19 protein-coding genes are annotated in these 22,920 nt (G+C 64.3%); 9 read left to right on the top strand and 10 right to left on the bottom strand.

Annotated features, from left to right (window positions below; all coding sequences use genetic code 11):
- Positions 1–138: 138 nt before the first annotated feature.
- A complete protein-coding gene (locus J2R78_RS01535) occupies positions 139–633 on the top strand; it encodes a septal ring lytic transglycosylase RlpA family protein (RefSeq protein ID WP_253609465.1) in 495 nt (164 codons plus the stop codon).
- A 43-nt stretch (positions 634–676) separates the two neighbouring features.
- On the opposite strand, the gene J2R78_RS01530 is transcribed toward J2R78_RS01535, so the two are convergent.
- The 7 genes from J2R78_RS01530 to J2R78_RS01500 all read right to left on the bottom strand — a co-directional run bounded on the left by J2R78_RS01530 (position 677) and on the right by J2R78_RS01500 (position 12,231).
- Positions 677–1,645, bottom strand: coding sequence for a zinc-binding dehydrogenase (locus tag J2R78_RS01530; RefSeq protein WP_253609464.1), 969 nt, complete (start codon positions 1,643–1,645; stop codon positions 677–679).
- A 172-nt stretch (positions 1,646–1,817) separates the two neighbouring features.
- The gene (locus J2R78_RS01525) at positions 1,818–2,813 is read right to left on the bottom strand and encodes a nitronate monooxygenase family protein (protein WP_253609463.1); all 996 of its coding nucleotides are present in this window, start codon (positions 2,811–2,813) and stop codon (positions 1,818–1,820) included.
- Positions 2,814–3,059: 246 nt separating this feature from the next.
- The gene (locus J2R78_RS01520) at positions 3,060–3,494 is read right to left on the bottom strand and encodes a CBS domain-containing protein (RefSeq protein WP_028331534.1); all 435 of its coding nucleotides are present in this window, start codon (positions 3,492–3,494) and stop codon (positions 3,060–3,062) included.
- A 313-nt stretch (positions 3,495–3,807) separates the two neighbouring features.
- Positions 3,808–5,124: an oxalate/formate MFS antiporter gene (gene oxlT / locus J2R78_RS01515; protein ID WP_028331533.1), complete on the bottom strand. Its 1,317-nt coding sequence runs from the start codon at positions 5,122–5,124 to the stop codon at positions 3,808–3,810.
- A gap of 236 nt (positions 5,125–5,360) precedes the next feature.
- Positions 5,361–6,653, bottom strand: a complete 1,293-nt coding sequence (gene oxlT / locus J2R78_RS01510; RefSeq protein WP_057020267.1) for an oxalate/formate MFS antiporter — start codon at positions 6,651–6,653, stop codon at positions 5,361–5,363.
- 260 nt (positions 6,654–6,913) lie between these two features.
- A complete protein-coding gene (locus J2R78_RS01505) occupies positions 6,914–7,051 on the bottom strand; it encodes a hypothetical protein (protein ID WP_167350443.1) in 138 nt (45 codons plus the stop codon).
- A gap of 188 nt (positions 7,052–7,239) precedes the next feature.
- Positions 7,240–12,231: an autotransporter domain-containing protein gene (locus J2R78_RS01500; RefSeq protein WP_256559051.1), complete on the bottom strand. Its 4,992-nt coding sequence runs from the start codon at positions 12,229–12,231 to the stop codon at positions 7,240–7,242.
- Positions 12,232–13,016: 785 nt separating this feature from the next.
- Between J2R78_RS01500 and J2R78_RS01490 the strand changes: the two genes are divergently transcribed.
- Positions 13,017–13,814, top strand: coding sequence for a helix-turn-helix transcriptional regulator (locus tag J2R78_RS01490; protein WP_253609461.1), 798 nt, complete (start codon positions 13,017–13,019; stop codon positions 13,812–13,814).
- Between the two features lie 115 nt (positions 13,815–13,929).
- Here the strand turns inward: J2R78_RS01490 and J2R78_RS01485 are convergent, their stop codons facing one another.
- Positions 13,930–14,436 carry a DUF2147 domain-containing protein gene (locus J2R78_RS01485; protein WP_156436518.1) on the bottom strand — a complete coding sequence of 169 codons (507 nt, stop codon included), beginning with the start codon at positions 14,434–14,436 and terminating at the stop codon, positions 13,930–13,932.
- Between the two features lie 132 nt (positions 14,437–14,568).
- Here J2R78_RS01485 and J2R78_RS01480 point away from each other — a divergent pair, with 132 nt between their 5' ends.
- From J2R78_RS01480 to J2R78_RS01450, 7 genes are all read left to right on the top strand, one after another.
- Complete coding sequence (locus tag J2R78_RS01480) at positions 14,569–15,126, top strand: DUF2975 domain-containing protein (RefSeq protein WP_253609460.1); 558 nt, start codon at positions 14,569–14,571, stop codon at positions 15,124–15,126.
- A 5-nt stretch (positions 15,127–15,131) separates the two neighbouring features.
- Entirely contained in the window at positions 15,132–15,380 is a 249-nt protein-coding gene (locus tag J2R78_RS01475) for a helix-turn-helix transcriptional regulator (RefSeq protein ID WP_256558764.1), read from the top strand.
- A gap of 182 nt (positions 15,381–15,562) precedes the next feature.
- Positions 15,563–15,748 (top strand): periplasmic nitrate reductase, NapE protein, encoded by a 186-nt coding sequence (gene napE / locus J2R78_RS01470; RefSeq protein ID WP_225163708.1) that lies wholly within the window; start codon positions 15,563–15,565, stop codon positions 15,746–15,748.
- Positions 15,749–15,791: 43 nt separating this feature from the next.
- Positions 15,792–16,079, top strand: a complete 288-nt coding sequence (locus J2R78_RS01465) for a chaperone NapD (RefSeq protein ID WP_256559050.1) — start codon at positions 15,792–15,794, stop codon at positions 16,077–16,079.
- Positions 16,080–16,097: 18 nt separating this feature from the next.
- Positions 16,098–18,611: a nitrate reductase catalytic subunit NapA gene (gene napA / locus J2R78_RS01460; RefSeq protein ID WP_253609459.1), complete on the top strand. Its 2,514-nt coding sequence runs from the start codon at positions 16,098–16,100 to the stop codon at positions 18,609–18,611.
- Entirely contained in the window at positions 18,608–19,078 is a 471-nt protein-coding gene (locus J2R78_RS01455) for a nitrate reductase cytochrome c-type subunit (RefSeq protein ID WP_225163706.1), read from the top strand. The genes napA and J2R78_RS01455 overlap by 4 nt, the downstream gene beginning before the upstream one ends.
- Positions 19,075–19,713 carry a NapC/NirT family cytochrome c gene (locus J2R78_RS01450; RefSeq protein WP_225163705.1) on the top strand — a complete coding sequence of 213 codons (639 nt, stop codon included), beginning with the start codon at positions 19,075–19,077 and terminating at the stop codon, positions 19,711–19,713. Before J2R78_RS01455 ends, J2R78_RS01450 begins: the two co-directional genes overlap by 4 nt.
- A gap of 116 nt (positions 19,714–19,829) precedes the next feature.
- On the opposite strand, the gene frc is transcribed toward J2R78_RS01450, so the two are convergent.
- Positions 19,830–21,107: a formyl-CoA transferase gene (gene frc / locus J2R78_RS01445; protein WP_057020269.1), complete on the bottom strand. Its 1,278-nt coding sequence runs from the start codon at positions 21,105–21,107 to the stop codon at positions 19,830–19,832.
- A 59-nt stretch (positions 21,108–21,166) separates the two neighbouring features.
- Positions 21,167–22,900 (bottom strand): oxalyl-CoA decarboxylase, encoded by a 1,734-nt coding sequence (gene oxc / locus J2R78_RS01440; RefSeq protein WP_253609458.1) that lies wholly within the window; start codon positions 22,898–22,900, stop codon positions 21,167–21,169.
- Positions 22,901–22,920: the final 20 nt, after the last annotated feature.

Below are 22,920 nucleotides of genomic sequence, written 5' to 3'. Positions count from 1 at the left end.
CAGGTTCTCACGATGGTTCCATCGCCGGAACTGGCACGAATCCGCAAGGAATTGGCACGCGTTAACGCCTTCGCGTTCGCTTGACCATGTTTTGCGGCATCGGGAACCGGACGATCGAAGAAAATCAATCAAGGAGTTATGATGCTGTTCGGCTCGAGCGCCGCAATTTGCGGCGCCCTGGTTGCGCTCGCCTTTTCTGGCACCGCTGCTCGAAGTGAAATCGGTGCGGTTCATTCAAGTGCCGTCGTCAACGCCGCGTGTGGAGATGCAATCGTTGGTGCGGCATCCATGTACAATCCGTTCAAGCCCGGCAAGGAGGAGGGCGGTCCAAGCACAGCTTCCGGCGAGCGCTATGATCACTCGGTCTGGGCGGCTGCCATCAAGACGAGCTTGCGCCGGAAGTTTGGTGGGGTCCAATTTGGCGCGAGGCCGAAATATGCCCTCGTCGAGGCTGTCGGCAAGAAGGTCATCGTTAAGATAAATGACGTGGGGCCACTAAGGCCTGGCCGCATCATTGACCTCAACGAGCGGACGATGCGCTATTTCGATCCAAGCCTGGAGCTCGGAGTCATCAGTGGCGTCAAGGTCAGCCCGCTTGCGGGGGACTATTGGATTCCAGGACCTGTCGGCTGAATCGCCCTTCGCTCGCGATGACGATGACAATCGCCGGAGCCTGCTACAGCGTCACCACGATCTTGCCGAGGTGCTTGTTGGCTTCCATGTGTTCGAACGCCTTGCCGATGTCGGCGAATTTGTAGACTTGGTCGATCGGCAGCTGCAGCTTGCGTGCCTCGACCGCGGGCCAGATGTCCTTGCGCACCTCGTCGAAGATCGCACGGATCTCCTCGATCGAGCGGGTGCGGAAGGTGACGCCGATATACTGGATGCGGCGCGCCGCGTGCAGGTCGAAGTTGAAGTCGCCATGGGTGCCGCCGAGCCGGCCGACATTGACGATGCGGCCCTTGACCTTGGTCGCCTTGAGGTTCTGGTTCGCGACCGGTCCGGAAACCTGGTCGACGATCAGGTCGACGCCTTCGCCTGATGTCGCCTGCAGCACCTGATCGACCCAGCCGGGATCCTTGGAGTCCACCGCGAGATCGGCGCCGAACTCCTTCAGCCGGCCGCGGCGCATCGCGTCGGTCGATGAGCCCACCACGAGCTTGGCGCCCTTCAGCTTGGCGATCTGCATCGCCATCAGCCCGACGCCGGAGCTTGCGCCCTGGATCAGCACGGTCTGGCCCGGCTGCAGCGCGCCATTGGTGACGACGGCGTTGTGCATGGTGGCGAGCGCGACGGGCAGGGTTGCGGCCTCGTCGAAATTCATGTTGGAGGGCGCGCGGAACAGCCGGCCGTGATCGGCCAGCGTGTATTCGGCGAACGCCGCGCCGCCGGAGCCCATGATCTTGTCGCCGACCTTGACGCCTTTGGCATCGGGGCCGAGCTCGGCGACCTCGCCGGCCCATTCCATGCCGAGCACGGTGCCGACGCCGCCGGCCGCGCCGTGGACATGGCCCTTGGTCATGCCGAGATCGGCGCGGTTCAGCCCGCAGGCATGAACCTTGACCAGCACCTGGGTGCCCTTCGGCACGGGCTTCGCAACGTCGGTGATTTCAGGGCCGTTAGGGCCGTAGACATAGGCTTTCATGGGCTTCTTCTCGTTTGTGTCTAACGCGAGATGACTTGAATTCCGTCATCCTGAGGTGGCCGCTTTTTCAGCGGCCCTCGAAGGATGGACGGCCCGGCTGGTGGCCGTCGACCCTTCGAGACGCGCTTCGCGCTCCTCAGGGTGACGGATAACACTCGTGCTCCGCTCCGCCCTATTCCGCGGCCTGGCGCTTGCCGCCAGACATCATCGCTTCCAGCCGCTCGCGAATGATCGCTTCCGCTTCGTGGACGATGCGCGACACCAGCTCGGCGCAGGACGGAATGTCGTGGATCAGGCCCTGCACCTGGCCGGCCGACCAGATGCCTTCGTCGGCATCGCCTGACGCGTAGACCATCTTGCCGCGCGCGCCGGCGACCAGCTCGCGCACGTCCTCGAACTTGGCGCCTTCCTTCTCCATCTGCACGACCTTGGTCGAGATCGCGTTCTTGGCGACGCGCGAGGTGTTGCGCATGGTGCGGAAGATCAGCTCGGTCTCGCGCTCGTCATTGGCGACGATGCGTTCCTTCACGAGCTGGTGGATCGGGCTCTCCCTGGTGCACATGAAGCGCGTGCCCATGTTGATGCCTTCGGCGCCGAGCGCCAGCGCTGCGACCAGGCCGCGCGCATCGCCGAAGCCGCCCGAGGCGATCATCGGGATCTTCACCTTGTCGGCGGCGGCAGGGATCAGGATCAGGCCGGGGGTGTCGTCCTCGCCGGGATGGCCGGCGCATTCAAAACCGTCGATCGAGATCGCGTCGGCGCCCATCCGCTCGGCGGAGAGCGCGTGGCGCACGCTGGTACATTTGTGCAGCACCTTGATGCCGTGCTTCTTGAACTCGTCGACATGCTCCTGCGGCTTGTTACCGGCGGTCTCGACGATCTTGATGCCGCTCTCGATGATGGCCTGGCGATATTCGGCGTAGGGCGGCGGCTTGATCGCGGGCAGAATAGTCAGGTTGACGCCGAACGGCTTGTCGGTCAGCTCGCGGCAGCGCGCGATTTCTTTGCGCAGATCGTCCGGCGTCGGCTGTGTCAGCGCGGTGATCATGCCGAGTGCGCCGGCATTGGCGACGGCGGCAACCAGGTCGGCGCGCCCGACCCATTGCATGCCGCCCTGCACGATCGGGTGGTCGACGCCGAACATCTCGGTGAAACGTGTCTTGATCATTCTGCCCTCGTTTCCATCAAAATTTTCCGTGGCGCGGACGGCGGCGCACGGTGTTGTTATGGGATGTCGAGGGAAGGATGCAGTCCTGTCCGGCAATTGTCTACCGGCGACCTGCGGCGCGCCCATGCGGAAATGACGGGCCGCGGCGGTCAGGCGAGGGCGGGACGGAAGTCTTTCGTCATCTGTTCAGGCGCTGGTGATCGAACACGCAGCGCCTGGCTGAGAGCAAGGCAAAGCAGGCGCGTGTTACGCCGGCACGGCGTCTTTCTTCGACGCGGCGGTCTCCTCGTCGAACGCGGCGGCGATGTCGCGCATGCTGACGACGCCGATCAGGCTGTAGTTGTCGATGACGGGCACGTGGCGAATGTGGTGCTTGGTCATGAGATGACGGATGTGCTCGAGCGTGTCGCTCGATGTGCACGAGACCAGCTGCTGCACCGAGACGAACTGCGACACCTTCATGCTCGCACCGGCCGCGCCGTGCTCGGCGATCGCGCGCACCACGTCGCGCTCGGTGAACATGCCGACGGCGGTGTTGCCCTCGGTGCGAACGACATCCTTGACCACGAGCGCGCTGATATTGCTGGCGCGCATCAGTTGCGCGGCAATCGCAACGGTCTCGTTCATGCGCACCGTGGCGACGCGGGGGGTCTTCTTGCGCAGGATATCTCCGACTTGCATGGCAACCTCCTTGGTTATCGTTCACTGGAGTCTGGTATACAAAATGCCAATTGTCAACGTGACTGTCTCAGAAATCTACCATCAGCAAAATGCTTAAATAGGCAGGTTTACTGACATTTCCGACGATTGTGAGCGGCCGTGGGCGGCGCGGGCGATCTGCCGCACTAAGCGTGGTGGCATCTGGCATCCCTGAGCTGGCAAAAAGGAGAAGAGGCGCACCGAAATGCGCCTCCATCAGTCTCCGGGGAAATGTCGGGACCAAGCGGTCCTGATCGGGTGGTCTTTAGCCAAGCCGTCTTGTTAAGCCGTCTTGTTAAGCCGTCTTGGCGCTCGTCGCGGTCTCTTCCGCGGCGGCAGCCTCGTTGCCGTTGATGAAGGCGCGGCGCATCGGCTTGATCACGAACAGCGCCATCAGCGCCGCGGTGGCGTTGAGGGCGACCGCGATCACGAACACCGCCTGCCAGCCATAGCTGGCGGCAACGATGCTGGCGGCAGGCACCAAGAGCGCTGCGGTGCCCTTCGCGGTGTAGAGCATGCCGTTGTTGGTGGTCGCGAACTTCGAGCCGAAGGTGTCGCCGCAGGTCGCCGGGAACAGCGAGTAGATCTCGCCGAACACGCCGAAATAGACCGCGGTCGCCAGCACGAACACCACCGGGTTGTGACCCCAGGTGGATAGCGTGAGCAGCATCAGCGCGCCGGTGCCGAACGCAATGAACATGGTGTGCTCGCGGCCGATATTGTCGGACACCCAACCGAAGAACGGCCGTCCGAAACCGTCGAAGATGCGGTCGAGCGAGATCGCAAAGGTCAGCGCGGCCATCTGGAAGCCGGCGAGCGTGACCGGCGTGTTCGCGATCTTGTAGTCGTGCGCGATCGGCGCGATCTGCGCCGCCGCCATCAGGCCGCCGGCGGCGACCATCACGAACACCAGATACATCACCCAGAAGATCGGGCTGCGCAGCACCTGCGGCGGCGTGAAGTCGACCTTGGTCTGCGGCAGATTGAGCTGCTTCTTCTTCGGCGGGATCGAGACCGCGGGCGGCTGGATGAAGAAGGCGAGCAGGAAGACGATCAATCCCTGTCCGATGCCGAAATCGAAGAACGCAGTCTGATAGCCGCTCGCGGCGATCATCTTTGCAATCGGCACCACCGTGAGCGCGGCGCCGGCGCCGAAGCCGGCCGCGGTTGCGCCGGCGGCGAGGCCGCGGCGATCGGGAAACCACTTCAGCGCGTTGCCGACGCAGGTGCCGTACACCGCGCCGGCGCCGATGCCGCCGAACACGGCGGCGGTGTAGAGCAGGGCGAGCGAGTCGGCATAGGAGTTCAACACCCAGGCGAGCGCGATCATGATGCCGCCGAACATGATGACGAGCCGCGGGCCGTATTTGTCGACGAACCAGGCCTCGACCGGCACCAGCCAGGTCTCGGTCACCACGAAGATCGTGAAGGCGAACTGGATCGCCGCGCGGCCCCAGTGATGCGCGCCGTCGATCGGATCGACGAACAGCGTCCAGCCATATTGCAGGTTCGCGATCATCGCCATGCAGACGATGCCCATGACGAGCTGCAGCCAGCGGAAGCCGCTGGACGAAGGTTGAGCTTGTGTGACGGCAGTATTGCTGGAAACCATCAAGTCCTCCCGAGCGCGCTGGTCTTGTGACCGAGTGTCGCAATTATTGTGGCGTATCGTCGCAAGCGCCGGCGGAAGTTGGTATACTATATTCCAGAAAGCAAGCCCTTCATGCTGCTGCAATGCAGCAAATCTGCCCTCCGACGCGCCGGTCCAGACGGCATCTCGTGGCCAGCCAAAATGAAAAGCGCCCGGCTTTTGGCCAGGCGCTTCGCAGGCTGTGGTGAGGCGGTTGCTTAAGCCGTAGCCGATTTCGCGACCACGATTTTTCGCCAGGGCTTGAGCAGCATGATCGCGAGCAGCGAGGCGAGGATGTTGGCGCCTGCCGCGATGATGAACACCTTGTCCCAGTTGCCCGACGATTGCTGCATGTAGTTGGCGATCGGCACCAAGAGCGCCGCGGTGCCCTTCGCGGTGTAGAGCAGGCCCGCATTCGTGGTGGCGAACTTGGCGCCGAACGTATCGGTGCAGGTCGAGGGGAACAGCGAGTAGATCTCGCCCCAGGCAAAGAACACGAAGCCCGAGAGCAGCACGAACCAAACCGGGTCGTGTCCCCAGAGGTAGAGCATCCAGATGCCGATGCCTTCCATGCCGAAGGCGATGAACATCGTGTTCTCGCGGCCGATCATGTCGGAGATCCAGCCGAAGAACGGACGCGTCAGGCCGTTGAGCACCCGGTCGATGGTTGCCGCGAAGGTCACGGCCGTCATCGTCACCGCCATCAGCGTGACCGGCACGCTGTCGACCTTCCAGTCGACCGCGATCGGCTTCAGGTTCGCGGTCACCATCAGGCCGCCGGCGCCGACGATCACGAACATGAAGTACATCAGCCAGAAGATCGGCTGCCGCAGCACTTCGGTCGGCTGATAGTTGCGCCGGGTCTGGATGATGTTGGCGTTCGCCACGACGGCCGGCACCTGTCCGGCCTTCGGCGCCAGCAGGAAGAAGGAGAGCAGCACGATGATGATGCCCTGGCCGAGACCGAAATACAGGAAGGTGGTCTGGAAGCCGGAGTCCTTGATCATCGCCTGGATCGGCGCGACCGTGAGCGCCGAGCCTGCGCCGAAGCCGGCAGCGGTGATGCCCGCGGCAAGTCCGCGTTTATCCGGAAACCATTTCAGCGCGTTGCCGACGCAGGTGCCGTAGACGCCGCCGGCGCCGATACCGGCGATGATCATGCCGAGATAGTAGCCGTTCAGCGTCGTCGCCTGCGCGTTGATCGCCCAGCCGAGTGCGCAGAGGATGCCGCCGACCAGCACGACGATGCGCGGACCGTATTTGTCGACGAACCAGCCTTCGACCGGCACCAGCCAGGTCTCGAACAGCACGAACAGCGTGAAAGCCCATTGGATCGATGCGCGATCCCATCCGAATTTCTTCTGGATGTCGGGGACGAAGAATGTCCACCCGTATTGATAATTTGCGATCATCACCATCGCGGCGACGCCGATCGCGAGTTGCGTCCAGCGATAGGTGTCGCTGACACGCGCGGCCGCAGGGGCCGCAGTTGCCTGAACCATGTCCGACATAGATCCTCCCAGTGCGCCCCTTGTCGTTGCTTATGAGCGCGCGATGGCCATCTTGGTATCCGATATGCCAAGGTTCAAGCTGTCGCAGGGGCAGCGCGCGCTTATGCCGCACAGGACTCAGCCCGGGCACCCCCGGGGAGACTAGTTCAGCGCGCAAGGAAATGGCCCCGAAAATCGGGGCCATTGGTCGAAGGTTCAATGTCAGGTCGCATCTTGCGACGAAAGCTGCATCCGGCGGAGAGCGCCGGAAATCCCTTGGCTTAGAGGCCGAAGCGCGGCAGGTCGCCGTTGCGATTCGAGATCTCCGCGCTCTTCATCAGCAGGCGGTCGATCGAGGCCAGCAGGCGGCCGAACAGGGTGGAGGAGGGCGCGAGCGTCAGTACAGTGGTCTTGGACATTGGTGTCCCCTTTCATTGGAGGCCAGCAATGGGCCGGCTCATCATCTGCAGCCAAACTATGTATACCAGATGCCAGATACAACGGACTTGTTTGCATAGCAGCATGCACGACTGTGCAATGCAGCAAAATCGGCGGATCGGCATTCCGGATCGGCGCGGATGGGGCGGAGCCCGGCGGCGGCGCCGGGTCAGAATTTCCAGCTAAAACTGGCCTTTACCGAGTGGTCCTGGACCTGGTCGGCAAGCTGGCCGACATAGGCGATGCCGATGCTGGCCTGCGGTGTGACCCGCAGGTCGAGCCCGCCTTCGACCAGTGCCGCGTTCCGCGCCAGCGGCACGCCGGCCACGGTGAATCCGGTTCCCAGGCCCTGGAACGCGAGCGCCGCCGTCGGGGTCACGTCGCCGAAGGCGTACTGCCACGCCACCGAGGCACGCGGCGTCAGCTGCATGCCGTTGGTGAGGGCGAAGCTGGTGGCGATGCGGGCGCCGAGCGAGGAGTAGCCGACATCCTGATCGCTGCCGGCGCCGCGCAGCGCGGCAGCGCCGCTGCCGCCGGTCTCGGCAAAACTGTCGGTGCTGAGGTGGGCCCAGGCGAGGCCGGCGAACGGCTCGAGCGCGGCGCGGCCGAGCGATAGCCCGTAGCCGATCTCGCCGAACACCTGCGCGGTGGTCGCGTCATAGCGGCCGCGCGCCGCGTCGAAGAAGCCCGGGAACACGATCGAACGGCTGGTGTCGAGCGTGCTGAAGCTTGCCGAGGCGCCGCCGCGCAGATTGACCGCGCCGTAGCTCGCGCCGACATAGCCGGCGAGATGCGCGGTCTCGATATCGGCCGAGCTCGCGCGATCGCCGATATGAACCGACGAACTGGTGTAGCCGCCGGCGATGCCGGCGATCCAGTTCGGCGCGAATCTATGATCGACGCCGCTGAAGAAGCCGGCGAGGTCGCGCGTCATTCCCGCGGCGTTGCCGGCGCCGTTCAACCGGCCCCAGGCGCCGACCCCCTGTGCCCAGAATGTGGTGTCCGCGATCGGCGCAGCACGCGCGAGTGGCGGCGCCTTGACCGGAAACGCGGACCGCTCGGTGCCGGCATAGGCGAGCGCGGTGCTGACCGACAGCTGATCCATCGCAGCGGTCTGCGGGCCACCTGAACCGAGCGCCGCCATCGGCCCGCTGCTGCCGGCGAACGAAGCTTGCCGCAGACGGCCGAGCACGGCATCGCGCAGGTAGCGCGAGTCGTCGAGCATCGCGGTCTGCGCGCTGGCATGCACTTCGCCCGACAGCGCATCGAACGCCTGTCGCGCGCCGGCGGCGTTCTGGTTCAGCACCGCGATCATTAGCGGATCGCGCTGTTGCCCGCTTGCGTCCAGTGCGCCGGCGACGGCGATCTGGTTCGGTGTCGTCGCGACGCTCGTCAGCGAGGTGGCGTTGCGGGCGAGTGTCAGGAAGACGTCGTTGGCGTCGTAGCTCAGCGTCGGCGTGAGGAATGTCAGGCTGCTCGTGACATCGGTGAAGGTGCCGTTCACGCCGCCGTTCGCGGTGAGGATCGTGTAGACCGTCTGCGGCGCATAGGTGCCGGTCTGCGCCAGCGCCAGCACATTGCCGCCGGCGAGCGTCGCGGTGCCGGTGGCTATGATCTTGTCGGACTGGCCGGCCGCATTGGCCTCGACCTGGTAGATCGAGCCGGCCGCGAAGGAAACGTTGCCGGCGACGTTCAAGGTGCCGATCGAATTGCCGGGCGCGACGATGCCGCCGGCATTGGCCGTGATGCCGCCGACGGTGCCGATGCCGCCGAGGGTGCCGCCATTGTTCACCGTGACGGCGCTGGCAAGGCTTGCGCCGCCGTGGCTGTCGTCGCCGACCACGAGCTTGCCGGCGTTGACGTTGGTCGCGCCGGTGTAGGTGCTTTGGCCGTTCAGGGTCAGCGTGCCGGCGCCGATCTTGGTGAGCGATGCGCCGGTGCCGCCGCTCGAGCCGCCGTCGGCGATGACGCCGCTGACGATCGTCGACAGGTCGTTGCCGCCGACGGTGAGTGCGTTCGCGCCGAGATTATAGCGGCCGGCTCCCTCAATCGAGCCGGCGGAGAGAACGCGGTTTCCGGCCGGCCCCGTGCTTGCGGAAAAATCCACGACGCCGCCGGCGTCGGTGACGAGACGGGCATTGCCCGCCGTGCTGCTGCCGGCAAACGCGGTCTGGCCGCTCGCTGTGGTGGTGAGCGTGACGGCGCCGGCCGAGGTCGCGTTGCGGAAATTCAGCTTGCTGTTGTTGGTGATCGTGGTCAGGCCCGAGGTATCGGCGTTGACCACCTCGAAGGTGGCGTTGTTGAGCACGCTGCCGATGATCTTGCCCTGATGCGTGGTATCGCCGAGCTGCAGCGTGCCGGCCTGGATCGTGGTGCCGCCGGTGTAACTGCTGGTGCCGGCCAGCACCTGCTTGTAGCTGCCGTCCTTGATGTAACCGCCCGCGCCGGTGATGGCGCCGTAGTAGAGCGCGGTGGTGATGGTCGACTTCAGGCTGGTGGTGAGATTGCCGCCGGCCAGATCGACGGTGCCGAAATCGGTGGTGCCGGACGACAGCGTTGCCACCGTCTCATTGCTGAGCAGGCGCAGCGTGCTGTTGCCGAGCACGATGACGCTGGAATTGTCGCCAATGGCGTTGCCACCTTGTACGACCAAGGTGCCGCCGAGCAGCTGCGTGCCACCGGTATAGGTGTTGTTGCCGGAGAGCGTCAGCGTGCCGGTCCCGCTCTTGGTGAAGAGGCCGCCGCCGCTGATCGAACCGGCAAAGGTGCTGTCGTCGGAGCGGTTGAAGATCAGCCGTCCGTTGTTGAAGACGTTACCGGTGATCGCGCCCGACGTGCCGCCATTGCCGATCTGCAGCGTGCCGTTCGCGATCGTCGTGCCGCCGCCATAGCGGCCGGTGCCGGTCAGGATGGTGGTGCCGCTGCCCTTCTGCACGAACCCGCCGCTGCCCGAGATGTCGCCGCCGAAAGTATAGGTGTCGGAGCGGTTGATGGCGAAGGTGCCATTGTTCACCACCTGGCCCAGGATGGAGCCGGAGGTGCCGCCGTTGCCGAGTTGCAGCGTGCCCGCGCTGATTGCGATGCCGCCAGTCAGGCTGCTGTTGCCGGTCAAGGTCAGCGTTCCGGCGCCGAACTTGAACAGGGTGCCGTTTCCGTTGATCGACTGGCCCAGGGTGAAATTGTTGGCGGCATCGGCGATATCGAACGCTCCGCCGCCGCTGCCCAGGTTGATGGCGCGCGTGGTGCCGGTGAAGGCTGTGCCGGTGACCCGCAGCGTGCCACCGCCGTCGAAATTCAGCGCGCCCGACGCGGCGCCGAGATTGGTGTCCGATGACACCTGCACTGTGCCACGCGACATAGTCGTGCCGCCGCCATAGCTGTTGGTGCCGGTCAGGATGGTGGTGCCGATGCCGATCTGCGCGAACGCACCGCTGCCCGAGATCGTCCCGCCGAAGGTATAGATGTCCGATCGGTTGACGGCGAAAATGCCGTTGTTCACCACGTTGCCGGTGATGGATCCGAAGCTGACGCCGTTGCCGAGTTGCAGCGTGCCGGCGGAGATGGTGGTGCCGCCGGAGTAGTTGTTGGTGCCGGTGAAGGTCAGCGTTCCGGCGCCGGACTTGGTCAGCCCGCCGTTGCCCGTGAACGAGTTGCTGACGACGAAATTGTTGGTGCCATCGACGATCTCGAAGCCGCCGCCGCCCCAATTGATGGTGCGTGACGTACCGGTGAAGCTCGTGCCGGTCACCTGGAGCGTGCCGCCGTTGAAGGTCAGGGAGCCCGAAGCCGCGCCGAGGTTGGCCTCTGACGACACCGACAGCGTTCCGCCCGCCAGCGTCGTTCCTCCGGTGTAGCTGTTGGTCCCGGAGAGTGTGAGCGTGCCTATTCCGGTCACGGCCACGCTGCCGGCGCCCGATACCACACCGGTGACTGAAAAATTGGCCGGCGTGGTGTTGAAGGCGACGAGGGAGCCGGAGCCGAGCACGATGTTGTTGCCGAGCGCGAACCCGTTGTTTTGTGCTGCAATCGTTGCAGCGGCACCCGTAATCAATTGAATATCGCCGACAAGCGTCGAGCCGGTCAGCAAATTCAGGACGTTGCTGGTTCCACCGAAACGGATCGCGGCCGCATGGGTTGCGCCGTCGGCGTTGAGCCCGCCGCTGATCGTGCCGGCATTGTTGATGGTGCTGTTTCCATTGGTCATGACACCGACGCCGGCCGTACCTGTGCCGGTCGCGGCACCGCCCGTGATGGTGCCGGTGTTGCCCAGTGTATTATCGCTGCTGACCAGATTGACGCCGGCGCCGCTGCCGCCGGTGCCGGCTCCGCCAAGGGAGCCGATCCCGCCGCTGCCGCCGCCGCCTCCGGTAATGCTGCCGGCGTTGCTTATCGACGTTCCATCGCCGAGCACCAGCAAGCCATCGCCGCCGCCCCCGCCGCCGCCGCCGAGTCCGGTCCCGCCGCCTCCGGTCCCGCCTTGCCCTCCCGTGATCGTCCCCGCATTCGAGACGAAGGCGCCGGCTGCGGTGGAGACCACGCCGGCGCCACCGCCGCCGCCGCCACCACCGCCACCGGCGCCGGGAGAATTTCCGCCAGCACCGCCGTTACCGGCGTTGACTGTCACTCCGCCATTGACGGTCAGGGATGTGCCCGAAAAATACACCCCGGTGCCGCCGCCGCCGCCGCCTGACCCAAAATGAAACCCGTCCGGTCCGGTGTCGCCGGTCACGCCGGTGGTTGGTGTCGTCACGACAGCCGTTCCGGTTAGTGCCGAGCCCGGCGCGCCGCCGTTTCCTCCAGCGTTCTCCCCCGCACCGCCGATCCCGCCGGTGCCGCCGCTGCTGGGGCTGCCAGGCACTTGCACGGTGTCGGCGCCCACCAGGTTGGTGCTGTTGCCGCCGACGCCATTGCCGTTGCCGCCGAAGCCGCCACGCCCGCCGGAGTTGGGACCACCGGCAGCGCTGCACGCCGTGGTGTCAGCCGTGCAGGCCGCCTGGGCGTGAGCCGGCAATGTCAGGCCGGCCGTGCCGAGGATCAGCGCAAGCGGCGAGACCGTGGCGAGGGTGCGAAAATAACTCGCGCGCGACTTCGCATCGAGACGGGCGGTCTGCGCGCCACCGAACTGTCCTACAGCGAAATCCTTCGCCGCGTATTCCCGCATTGTCACCGCATTCAGCCCCGGCAGCCTCGAGATGTCACCGCCTTCATCGGGCTTACGTGACTCGAGCCCTGATGATGTCGCATGATGTGTCGGAGTCGACACTGCCGACAGATTCCGTAATGGACTACGATCTGGCCACTACCCAAAAGGGTATTCAACGTGCGCACGTACGATAAGTCGCCGAGCGAGGCTTTGCTGCAACAGGCGGGTCCCACAATCGCTGCGAATTGCGCGCAAATTGAATCAAGACGGCTTGCTCTTCCCGTTAGCGGGAAGAGCGCGAGACGTCGCGTGTCACGCCAATTCAACAGCGACGATGGTGTCGAAGCCGTCGTCAGAACTTCCAGCTGAAATTGCCCTTCACCGAATGATCCTGCACCCGATCGGCCAACTGGCCGACATAGGAGATGCCGACGCTTGCCTGCGACGTGATGCGCAGATCGAGGCCAAGCAACCGCTACGGTGTCGTCGAACTGTCCTACAGCGGGACGTTCCGCTGCGTCGTCAAATGGGGCACCGCATTCAGTCCCGGTAGTAACTCGGATTGTTGCAACTTTCGCCGGGCCATGTGTGTTGCAGTCCCTGATGACGTTGCGCGATGTGTCGGACTCGACACAGCGGAGAGATTCCGTAATCGAATGCGATCTGGCCATTACCCTAAGGGGTATACCAACGCGCGCACGAACGATAAGACGGCGAGCGAGGCTTTGCTGCAACATGTGGGCACGTCGCGACGTTGCAGTGATCGCCAAAAAATCAAATCAAACCTGGTCGATCAGAATCCCATGCAACGGGACAGCACACTCGACGACGAAATCATTCGTCTCTACGAATCCGAGTCCAACCTGCACACGCTGCCGGGTGTCCTGTTCGCCGGCGTCGGCCGCCTGGTCGATGCGGAGGTGGTGAGCTTCACCGAGTTCCATCGTCCGAGCTGGGATTTCCGGTCGTTGATTTCGGTCGGCGACGATCCGGAGGTTCGTGCCCGCGGCATGCAGGCGTTTGCGAAGCACATGCACTCGCATCCGTTCTGGCAGCACGATCCGGCGTTCTATGGCGAACGCGCGCTGCGCGAGTCGGATTTCTTCAGCGACGAGGAATTCGTCGAGCTGCCGATTGCCAAGGAGGTGTTCCTGCCGTCGGGGGCGCGGCGGATCATGGGGATCGCGTTCGAGCACGCCGGTTATGTGGTCACGGTTGTCGGGCATCGCGTGGTGGGACGGCCGGCGTTCAGCGACGAGGAGCGCGACCGGATGCAGGGTTTTCGTCCGCACATCCTACGCGGCTACCGCCAGGCGCAGGAGCGAACGCTGGCGGCGCTGACACCGAGCGACCGCCTGCGTCTGGCATTTCCCGCGCTGACGCCGCGCCAGATCGAGGTGGCGTCGTGGATCGCGCAGGGCAAGTCGAACGAAGAGATCGCGGGCATCCTCGGCGTCGGGCTCGATGCCGTGAAGGCGCACGTCAAGGCGATCAACAGCAAGATCGATTCCGACAGCCGGCGCGCCGCGATCGTCATCGCCCACACCACGCCGCCCTTCGCCGATCTGCCGCCGCTGTGGAAGCTCGGCCTCGAAGATTGAGGCGGGCGGCGCGTTTATAAAAGAAGGCCGCCCAAATGCGGCGGCCTCGAGTGCGGGTTTGCTTTTCTTCTTGGCCGATGAAGGGTCGGGGCCAAGTCCCTTCACCGCATTCCCTTCACCGCGTCCAGTCTTCGCCGGCGCACAGCGTTCCCATGCAGCCGCGAACGTTCAGCGTGCCCGGCGACACCAGCGTCACCGAGCTCTCATAGGTCTTGCCGTCGTCGGCGTTGTAGATCCGGCCGGCCCATTTGTTCGGGCCGGCGGGCTGCATGTTGATGAACAGCGACATGCCTATGACCGGTCGGGTGCGCTGCGCGCGATCGGCATTCTTGTCGTCGAGCTGCGGCTTGCCGGTGGCCTTGTCTGTCGGCTCCTTCAACCAGACGACGCGGCCGCACAGCGCGCTGCCGCATCGGTGGACCTTGATCCTGGCGTCGCCGGATTGGGTCAGCCAGACGCCGGCCGGATCGTTGGCCTTGTCGCTCGCCTTGGCGGCATCGGCGGGGCTGCCGAGCAGCGGGATGTGGAACGTGGCCACGATCAGGCGGCGCGTGAGGTGAGCGTGGATCAATTGCTTCAGGGCCTTGCGCAGGCCGTTTTGGTCTGGGATTACCGTCATCATCCACCTTCTTCATGAAAAATTTCATGATAAACATGAAATAAATCGCGTTTAAGGTTGAGTCAATGACATTGCCTGGGCATGATGCAATCCGGCCGTAACGGCTTTCTGGCAAGAATTTTTCGGATGGGTGCGATGGGGAAATCGGTTCGTGAGCAGCGCCAGCTCTGGTTTCGCAGGCTCGATCGGGCGTTCTGGTTGATCTGGGCGGCGTTGCCGGTGGTGTTGTGGCTGGCCTATTACCGCACCACCACGGCGTCGGCGACGATCGCCGAGAGCCTGATCGGCGAGCAGGCGAAGTGCGCCAGCATCGTCGCCAACCCGCTGACCATGTTCGCCAAGGGCCAGGTGTTGTTCTGGTCGCTGTTCGCGCTTGGGGTATCGTTTTACGCCGTGCTGATCGGCATCCTACATCGCATGGTGAACCGATTCGCCAACGGACGGATCTTCGTGTCCGAAACGCTGCAGGGTGTCTGGTGGATGGGGATCTTCCTGGTGGTCTGGCCGTTTGTGGATACGATCACGACCATCGCGGTGACCTATGCGCTGTATCAGCTCGGCGACATCAAGTTCTTCCTGCCGAGCTACGGCGTCGACGTCGGCACCGTCGCGGGCGGCGTGTTCCTGATGGCGCTGAAATTCGTGATCGAGCAGGCCATCCTGTTGCAGTCCGAAAACGATCTGACGATCTGAGGGTGATGCTTGTGCCCATCGTGGTGAACCTCGATGTCATGCTCGCAAAGCGCAAGCGCCGCCTCGGAGACCTCGCGGACGCGATCGGCATTTCGATCCAGAACCTGTCGATCCTGAAGACCGGCAAGGCGAAGGCGATGCGCTTCTCGACGCTGTCGGCAATCTGCCGCGAGCTGGACTGCCGGCCGGGCGATATCCTGGAATATGTGCCGGGCGACGAGGGCGGTAACGGCGAGAGCGGCGAGGGTGGTTGATCCGGCGTGCGATTGATTACCACGTAGAGTCGTCTCGCTCGCCCGAGATATGTTTGCTGCGTGAGGCCGTCGCTCCGCACATTGATCTGAATCAATGTCCGCTCACCGCCGCTCCTTAGGTTGATGTCCAAGGCAGCGGCCCGGATGCCGTCCCCCCAACGTCCCAAGCGAGAGACACGATCATGGCGGTCGCAGACGGCGACGCAGATGCACGGCGTCGCCGAACGCGAATGGAAATCTTCGCCTTCCTGTTCCTGACCGCCATCCTGATGCCGGGGCTCGCGGTCGCGACTGTGGGGTCATACGGACTCGCGATCTGGATCTACCAAATGGTGGCCGGCCCTCCCGGTCCGCCCCCACCGCACTGACAGGGAGAGCATCGTTGTGCGCAAGACCGCGATCAATCGCCGTATGTTGATTACCGGCCGCGCCTTGACAGCGGAGCGCGTCGTGACGCCCCCGGGGGGCGAGATCGCCAGCATCCTGGTGCAGGCCCGCCCCGAGAGCCTTGATGCGGTCGAAGCCGACATCCTCGCCGTTTCCGGCTGCGAGATTTTCGGCCGCGACCCCAGAGGCAAGCTCGTCGTGGTGGTCGATGCACCCGATGCCGGTGCGCTCGGCGCGACGTTGAACACGATCGCTCTGTTACCGCACGTCCATTCCGCCTCGCTGGTGTTTCACGCCATCGACGTCTGCTGAAGTGCCGGGAGGCAAGCCATGACCGAAACCAAGCTCGACCGCCGCCAGATGCTGAAGCTGGAGGCCGCCGCGATCGCCGCTGCGGCCGGCGGAATGCCAGTTGCGTCGGTCGCGGCAAACCTCGTCGCTGACCGTGATGCCAGCGAACTCGACTGGAACAAGGCTCCCTGCCGCTTCTGCGGCACCGGCTGCAGCGTCATGGTGGCAACCAAGGACAATCGCGTCGTTGCCACCCACGGCGATATCAAGGCCGAGGTAAATCGCGGCCTCAACTGCGTGAAGGGCTACTTCCTCTCCAAAATCATGTACGGCCACGATCGCCTGACGCAGCCGATGCTGCGCAAGACGAACGGCAAGTACGACAAGAACGGAGACTTCACCCCGGTCGCGTGGGACGAGGCGTTCGACATCATGGCCGAGAAGTTCAAGGCGGCGCTGAAGCAGCGCGGGCCGAGCGGCATCGGCATGTTCGGCTCCGGCCAATGGACGGTCTGGGAGGGCTATGCGGCTTCAAAACTGTTCAAGGCCGGCTTTCGCTCCAACAACATCGATCCCAACGCGCGCCACTGCATGGCCTCAGCCGTGGTCGGCATGATGCGCACCTTCGGCATGGACGAACCGGCCGGCTGCTACGACGACATCGAGGCCACCGATGCCTTCGTGTTGTGGGGCTCCAACATGGCGGAGATGCACCCGATTCTGTGGACGCGGGTGACCGACCGCAGGCTTTCGGCGGCGCATGTGCGGGTCGCCGTGCTTTCGACCTTCGAGCACCGATCGTTCGACCTTGCCGACATCGGGATCGTGTTCACGCCGCACTCCGATCTCTACATCCTCAATGCGATCGCCAATCACATCATCAAGACCGGGCGCGTGAACAAGGATTTCGTCACCGCGCATACCGTGTTCAAGCGCGGCCAGACCGACATCGGCTACGGCCTGAGGCCCGATCATCCGCTGCAGAAGAAGGCGACGGGTGTGGCCAAGGCCAACGATGCCACCGATATGAGCTACGACGACTACGTCAAATTCCTCGCCGACTACACGCTGGAAAAGGCGGCGAAGATGTCGGGCGTTCCGCTCAATCGCCTGGAGGCGCTGGCCGAGCTCTACGCTGACCCGAAGACCAAGGTCGTCAGCTTCTGGACCATGGGTTTCAACCAGCACACCCGCGGCGTCTGGTGCAACAATCTGGTCTACAATCTTCACCTTCTGACCGGGAAGATCGCGGAGCCCGGCAACAGCCCGTTTTCGCTGACCGGCCAGCCCTCGGCCTGCGGTACCGCACGCGAGGTGGGTACCTTCTCGCACCGCCTCCCGGCAGACATGGTCGTCACCAACAAGGCGCATCGCGACAAGGCGGAGGAGATCTGGAAGTTGCCGGAAGGCACGATTCCGGACAAGCCGGGCTATCACGCGGTGTTGCAAAGCCGGATGCTGAAGGACGGTCTGCTCAACGCCTACTGGGTGCAGGTCAACAACAATTTGCAGGCCGGTCCCAACATCAACGAGGAAACCTATCCCGGTTTCCGCAACCCCGACAATTTCATTGTCGTTTCGGAAGTCTATCCGACCGTCACCGCGCTCGGCGCCGACCTGATCTTGCCGACCGCGATGTGGGTGGAAAAGGAAGGCGCCTATGGCAATGCCGAGCGGCGCACCCAGTTCTGGCACCAGCTCGTCACCGCTCCGGGCGAGTCGCGTTCAGATCTCTGGCAATTGATGGAGTTTTCCAAGCGCTTCAAGATCGAGGAGGTCTGGCCGGAAGAGTTGCTGGCAAAGAAGCCGGAGTATCGTGGCAAGACGCTGTTCGACATGCTCTATCGCAACGGCCAGGTCGACAAGTTTCCGGTCTCCGACGTCGCGTCGGGCTACGCCAACGACGAATCCAAGGCGTTTGGCTTCTATGTCCAGAAAGGGCTGTTCGAGGAATATGCCAGCTTCGGCCGCGGCCACGGCCACGATCTCGCGCCGTTCGATGCCTATCACGGCGAGCGCGGGCTGCGCTGGCCCGTCGTGAACGGCAAGGAGACGAAGTGGCGTTTCCGCGAAGGCTCGGACCCGTATGTCGGGCAGGGCAGAGGCGTGCAGTTCTACGGTTTTGCCGATGGCAAGGCGCGCATCTTTGCGCTTCCCTACGAACCGCCGGCGGAATCGCCTGATAGCGAATACCCCTTGTGGCTTTCCACCGGCCGGGTGCTGGAGCATTGGCACTCCGGCACCATGACCCGCCGCGTGCCCGAACTCTATCGCGCGTTTCCCGAGGCCGTCTGCTTCATGCATCCGGATGATGCGCAGGAGGCCAAGCTGCGACGCGGTGACGAGGTCAAGGTGATCTCTCGCCGCGGGTTCATCCGGGCGCGGCTGGAGACCCGCGGCCGCGACCGGCCGCCGCGAGGTCTGGTGTTCGTCCCCTGGTTCGACGAGTCGAAGCTGATCAACAAGGTGACGCTCGACGCCACCGATCCGCTTTCGCTGCAGACCGATTTCAAGAAATGCGCCGTGCGCATCGAGAAGGTGCTGCCGTCATGATCAGGGACCTGCGCGTCGTTCTGCTCGTCCTGGCGATAGGGGCCGGCACCGGCACATTGGCGGCGCAATCGCTCGATTCCGGGCTGCGGGGGCCGACGCCGCTCGATAATGAAGGCCCGGCTCCGCCGATGATGCCGACGCGCAACACGTCCGAGCGGGAGGTCAGGAACTATCCCGAGCAGCCGCCGGTGATTCCGCATTCGATCGACGGCTACCAGATCGATCTGAACAGCAACAAATGCCTGTCCTGTCACGCGCGCGCCCGCACCGGCGAGTCGCAGGCGCCGATGGTCTCGATTACTCATTTCATGGATCGCGACGGCCAGTTCCTTGCGTCGATCTCGCCGCGCCGTTTTTTCTGCACTGAATGTCACGTACCGCAGAGCGTGAGCAATCCGCCCATCAGCAACGACTTCGTCGACATCGACACCATGCTGAGCCGCGCGGGTCCGGGCGGCCGTCGATGAAGGCGGCCGACCCCCAAGCCTCGAAGGAGGGGCTCTTCCGACGCGCATGGGCCTTCGCGCGCGAGCTGTGGGACGTGCTGGTGCGGCCGAGCACGGTGTTTGGGCTCGGCGTGCTGGTGATCGCGGGCTTCGTCGCCGGGGTGATTTTCTGGGGCGGGTTCAATACCGCGCTCGAATTGACCAACACCGAGAAATTCTGCACCGGCTGCCACGAGATGCGCGAAAACGTGTTTGCGGAACTGAAGTCGACCATCCATTTCACCAATCGCTCCGGCGTCCGCGCCACCTGCCCGGACTGTCACGTTCCGCACAACTGGACCGACAAGATCGCACGCAAGATGCAGGCCTCCAAGGAGGTGTGGGGCCACCTGTTCGGTGTCATCGACACCCGCGACAAGTTTGTCGACAAGCGGCTCGAGCTCGCGCTGCATGAGTGGGCGCGTTTCAAGGCCAACGATTCACTCGAATGCCGCAACTGTCACAGCGCGGAATCGATGGATATCACCAAGCAGTCACCGCGCGCGTCGGTGGCGCACCAGCGCTTCCTGTTTACCGGCGAGAAGACCTGCATCGATTGCCACAAGGGCATTGCACATCACTTACCCGACATGCGTGGAGTTCCGGGCTGGCAATGAGCGCCGGCTTTCGCCGGGGACCTTGATCTCGCCACGACGGCGGAACTGACGACCGGCCGGAACGAAAATGGCCGCGGTTGCCCGCGGCCATTCGTGTTTCTGCTTGAGCGCTGCCTTTACTCGGCCGCCTGCTTGCGCGGCGGGTCGAGCGCGCCGGAGTCGTGGATCTCGGCGACCTGGTGATCGCTGAAGCCGAGCACCTCGCGCAGGATCTCGTCGGTGTGCTCGCCGAGCAGCGGCGAGCGCTGAACGTCGCTCGGCGAATCCGAGAGCTTAATCGGGTTGCCGACCGAGACGTACTTGCCGCGGGTCGGATGATCGACCTCGACCACGGTGCCGGTCGCGCGCAGCGACTGGTCTTCGGCGATCTCCTTCATCGACAGGATCGGACCGCAGGGGATGTCGTCCTTGTTGAGGATCTCCATCGCCTCGAACTTGGTCTTGGTCATCGTCCACTGCTCGATGCGGGCGAAGATCTCGTTGAGGCGCGGCAGGCGGGCCGGCGGCTTGGCGTAGTTCGGATCGGTCTTCCAGGTCGGCTCGCCGATCACGTCGCAGATCTTCTCCCAGACCGGGGCCTGGGTGATGAAGTAGATGTAGGCGTTCGGGTCGGTCTCCCAGCCCTTGCACTTCAAGATGCGGCCGGGCTGGCCGCCGCCGGAATCGTTGCCGGCGCGCGGCACGGCATCGCCGAACGGAATGCCTTCGCCGAACTGGCTGTATTCCTTCAGCGGACCGTGGGCGAGCCGCTGCTGGTCGCGCAGCTTGACCCGGGCAAGGTTGAGCACGCCGTCCTGCATCGCGGCGGTGACGCGCTGGCCCTTGCCGGAGTGGGTGCGATGGTACAGCGCGGTGACGATGCCGAGTGCGAGATGCAACCCGGTGCCGCTGTCGCCGATCTGCGCGCCGGTGACCAGCGGCAGGCCGTCGCGGAAGCCGGTGGTCGAGGCGGCACCGCCGGTGCACTGCGCGACGTTCTCGTAGACCTTGCAGTCCTCATACGGGCCGGGGCCAAAACCCTTGATCGAGGCGACGATCATCTTCGGGTTGATGGCCTGGATCTTCTCCCAGGGGAAGCCCATGCGATCGAGCACGCCGGGGCCGAAGTTTTCGACCAGCACGTCGCACTGCTTGATCAGCGCGGTCAACACTTCCTTGCCCTTCGGGTTCTTGGTGTCGAGCGTGATCGAGCGCTTGTTGTGATTCAGCATGGTGAAATACAGGCTGTCCACGTTCGGGATGTCCTGCAGCTGGCCGCGCGTGATGTCGCCGACGCCGGGACGCTCGACCTTGATCACGTCGGCGCCGAACCAGGCCAGCAATTGCGTGCAGGTCGGACCCGACTGGACGTGGGTGAAATCGAGAATGCGAACGCCCTTCAGCGCCTTGGTCATAATGTTTGCTCCGTACTCTGTCTGCCCCTGCACCCGCAGGGAGTGATGGGGGTTAGGGGTTACTTCTTCTTCTGCAGAACGCTCTGCGGATTGAGGTTGCCGATGCGGCCGCTCTCCGAGCCCGCCGCCGGATCGATCACCGCGTTGATCAGCGTCGGCTTGCCGGAATCCAGCGCCGCATTGACCGCGCGCTTCAACTCGTCCGGCGAGGTGGCGTTGACGCCGACGCCGCCGAAGGCTTCCATCATCTTGTCGTAGCGCGAGCCCTTGACGAACACGGTGGTCGCCGGATCGTCGCCGGCGCTGTTGACGTCGGTGCCGCGATAGATGCCGTCATTGTTGAAGATCACGACGCAGATCGGCAGCCTGTAGCGGCAGATGGTCTCGATCTCCATGCCCGAGAACCCGAACGCGCTGTCGCCTTCGACCGCGAGCACGGGCAGGCCGGTCTCGACCGCAGCGGCGATCGAATAGCCCATGCCGATGCCCATCACGCCCCAGGTGCCGACGTCGAGCCGCTTGCGCGGCTTGTGCATGTCGACGACGCCACGGGCGAGGTCGAGCGTGTTGGCGCCCTCGTTGACGAAGATGGTGTCCGGACGTTCCGCGATGATGGCGCGCAGCGCGCCGAGCGCGCCGTGATAGTCCATCGGCGAAGCGTTGCTCATCAGCTTCGGCGCCATCTTGGCGACGTTGTCGTCGCGCTTCTTGGCGATGGTCGAGAGCCAGTCGGACGGCGCCGCGGTCCAGTTCGCGCCCATGGCGTCGAGGAACGCCGAGACGCAGGAGCCGATATCGCCGACCACGGGAGCGACGATCTCGACGTTGGAATCCATTTCCTTCGGCTCGATGTCGACCTGGATGAACTTCTTCGGAGCTTCACCCCAGCTCTTACCCTTGCCATGCGAGAGCAGCCAGTTGAGGCGGGCGCCGATCAGCATCACGACGTCGGCTTCCTTCAGCACGGTCGAGCGCGCCGCACCCGCGCATTGCGGATGCAGATCGGGCAGCAGGCCCTTGGCCATGCTCATCGGCAGGAACGGCACGCCGCTCTTCTCGACGAAATTCTTGATCGCCTCGTCGGCCTGCGCGTAGGCCGCGCCCTTGCCGAGGATGACGAGCGGACGCTTCGCGCTCTTCAGCACGTCCAGCGCGCGCTTGACCGAAGACGGGGAGGGGATCTGCTCGGGCGCGGCGTCGATCACCTTGACCAGCGACTTCTGACCGGCGTCGGCGTTCATCACCTGCGAGAACAGCTTTGCGGGCAGGTCGAGATAGACGCCGCCCGGACGGCCCGACACCGCGGCGCGGATCGCGCGCGCAAGGCCGATGCCGATGTCCTGGGCGTGCAGCACGCGGAACGCCGCCTTGCACAGCGGCTTGGCGATCGCGAGCTGGTCCATCTCTTCATAGTCGCCCTGCTGCAGGTCGACGATCTCGCGCTCGGACGAGCCCGAGACCAGGATCATCGGGAAGCAGTTGGTGGTGGCGTGGGCGAGCGCGGTGAGGCCGTTGAGGAAGCCGGGCGCCGACACCGTGAGGCAGACGCCGGGCCGCTTGGTCAGGAAGCCGGCGATCGAGGCCGCATAGCCGGCATTCTGTTCATGGCGGAACGAGAGCACGCGAATGCCCGCCGCCTGGGCCATGCGGCCCAGGTCCGTGATCGGGATACCCGGCACACCATAGATGGTGTCGATGCCGTTGAGCTTGAGCGCATCGATGACGAGATGGAAGCCATCGGTCAGTTCTTGCTCGGTGCCCGGTGCCTCGGACTTCGTAGCGGTATTCAGCATCGGCATCGTCTCCCTGATCG

It is taken from the genome of Bradyrhizobium sp. USDA 4538, from assembly GCF_024171045.1.
Taxonomy (GTDB): Bacteria; Pseudomonadota; Alphaproteobacteria; order Rhizobiales; family Xanthobacteraceae; genus Bradyrhizobium; species Bradyrhizobium australafricanum.
The sequence above is the reverse complement of the archived record's forward strand: the minus strand, read 5'-3'. Positions and strand labels throughout refer to the sequence as shown.

What these genes read in the sequence shown, in the direction of transcription:
- J2R78_RS01535 (WP_253609465.1), top strand. Translation starts at nt 139, where the DNA reads ATGATGCTGTTCGGCTCGAGCGCCGCAATTTGCGGCGCCCTGGTTGCG.
- J2R78_RS01530 (WP_253609464.1), bottom strand. Translation starts at nt 1,645, where the DNA reads ATGAAAGCCTATGTCTACGGCCCTAACGGCCCTGAAATCACCGACGTT.
- J2R78_RS01525 (WP_253609463.1), bottom strand. Translation starts at nt 2,813, where the DNA reads ATGATCAAGACACGTTTCACCGAGATGTTCGGCGTCGACCACCCGATC.
- J2R78_RS01520 (WP_028331534.1), bottom strand. Translation starts at nt 3,494, where the DNA reads ATGCAAGTCGGAGATATCCTGCGCAAGAAGACCCCCCGCGTCGCCACG.
- oxlT (WP_028331533.1), bottom strand. Translation starts at nt 5,124, where the DNA reads ATGGTTTCCAGCAATACTGCCGTCACACAAGCTCAACCTTCGTCCAGC.
- oxlT (WP_057020267.1), bottom strand. Translation starts at nt 6,653, where the DNA reads ATGTCGGACATGGTTCAGGCAACTGCGGCCCCTGCGGCCGCGCGTGTC.
- J2R78_RS01505 (WP_167350443.1), bottom strand. Translation starts at nt 7,051, where the DNA reads ATGTCCAAGACCACTGTACTGACGCTCGCGCCCTCCTCCACCCTGTTC.
- J2R78_RS01500 (WP_256559051.1), bottom strand. Translation starts at nt 12,231, where the DNA reads ATGCGGGAATACGCGGCGAAGGATTTCGCTGTAGGACAGTTCGGTGGC.
- J2R78_RS01490 (WP_253609461.1), top strand. Translation starts at nt 13,017, where the DNA reads ATGCAACGGGACAGCACACTCGACGACGAAATCATTCGTCTCTACGAA.
- J2R78_RS01485 (WP_156436518.1), bottom strand. Translation starts at nt 14,436, where the DNA reads ATGATGACGGTAATCCCAGACCAAAACGGCCTGCGCAAGGCCCTGAAG.
- J2R78_RS01480 (WP_253609460.1), top strand. Translation starts at nt 14,569, where the DNA reads ATGGGGAAATCGGTTCGTGAGCAGCGCCAGCTCTGGTTTCGCAGGCTC.
- J2R78_RS01475 (WP_256558764.1), top strand. Translation starts at nt 15,132, where the DNA reads ATGCTTGTGCCCATCGTGGTGAACCTCGATGTCATGCTCGCAAAGCGC.
- napE (WP_225163708.1), top strand. Translation starts at nt 15,563, where the DNA reads ATGGCGGTCGCAGACGGCGACGCAGATGCACGGCGTCGCCGAACGCGA.
- J2R78_RS01465 (WP_256559050.1), top strand. Translation starts at nt 15,792, where the DNA reads ATGTTGATTACCGGCCGCGCCTTGACAGCGGAGCGCGTCGTGACGCCC.
- napA (WP_253609459.1), top strand. Translation starts at nt 16,098, where the DNA reads ATGACCGAAACCAAGCTCGACCGCCGCCAGATGCTGAAGCTGGAGGCC.
- J2R78_RS01455 (WP_225163706.1), top strand. Translation starts at nt 18,608, where the DNA reads ATGATCAGGGACCTGCGCGTCGTTCTGCTCGTCCTGGCGATAGGGGCC.
- J2R78_RS01450 (WP_225163705.1), top strand. Translation starts at nt 19,075, where the DNA reads ATGAAGGCGGCCGACCCCCAAGCCTCGAAGGAGGGGCTCTTCCGACGC.
- frc (WP_057020269.1), bottom strand. Translation starts at nt 21,107, where the DNA reads ATGACCAAGGCGCTGAAGGGCGTTCGCATTCTCGATTTCACCCACGTC.
- oxc (WP_253609458.1), bottom strand. Translation starts at nt 22,900, where the DNA reads ATGCTGAATACCGCTACGAAGTCCGAGGCACCGGGCACCGAGCAAGAA.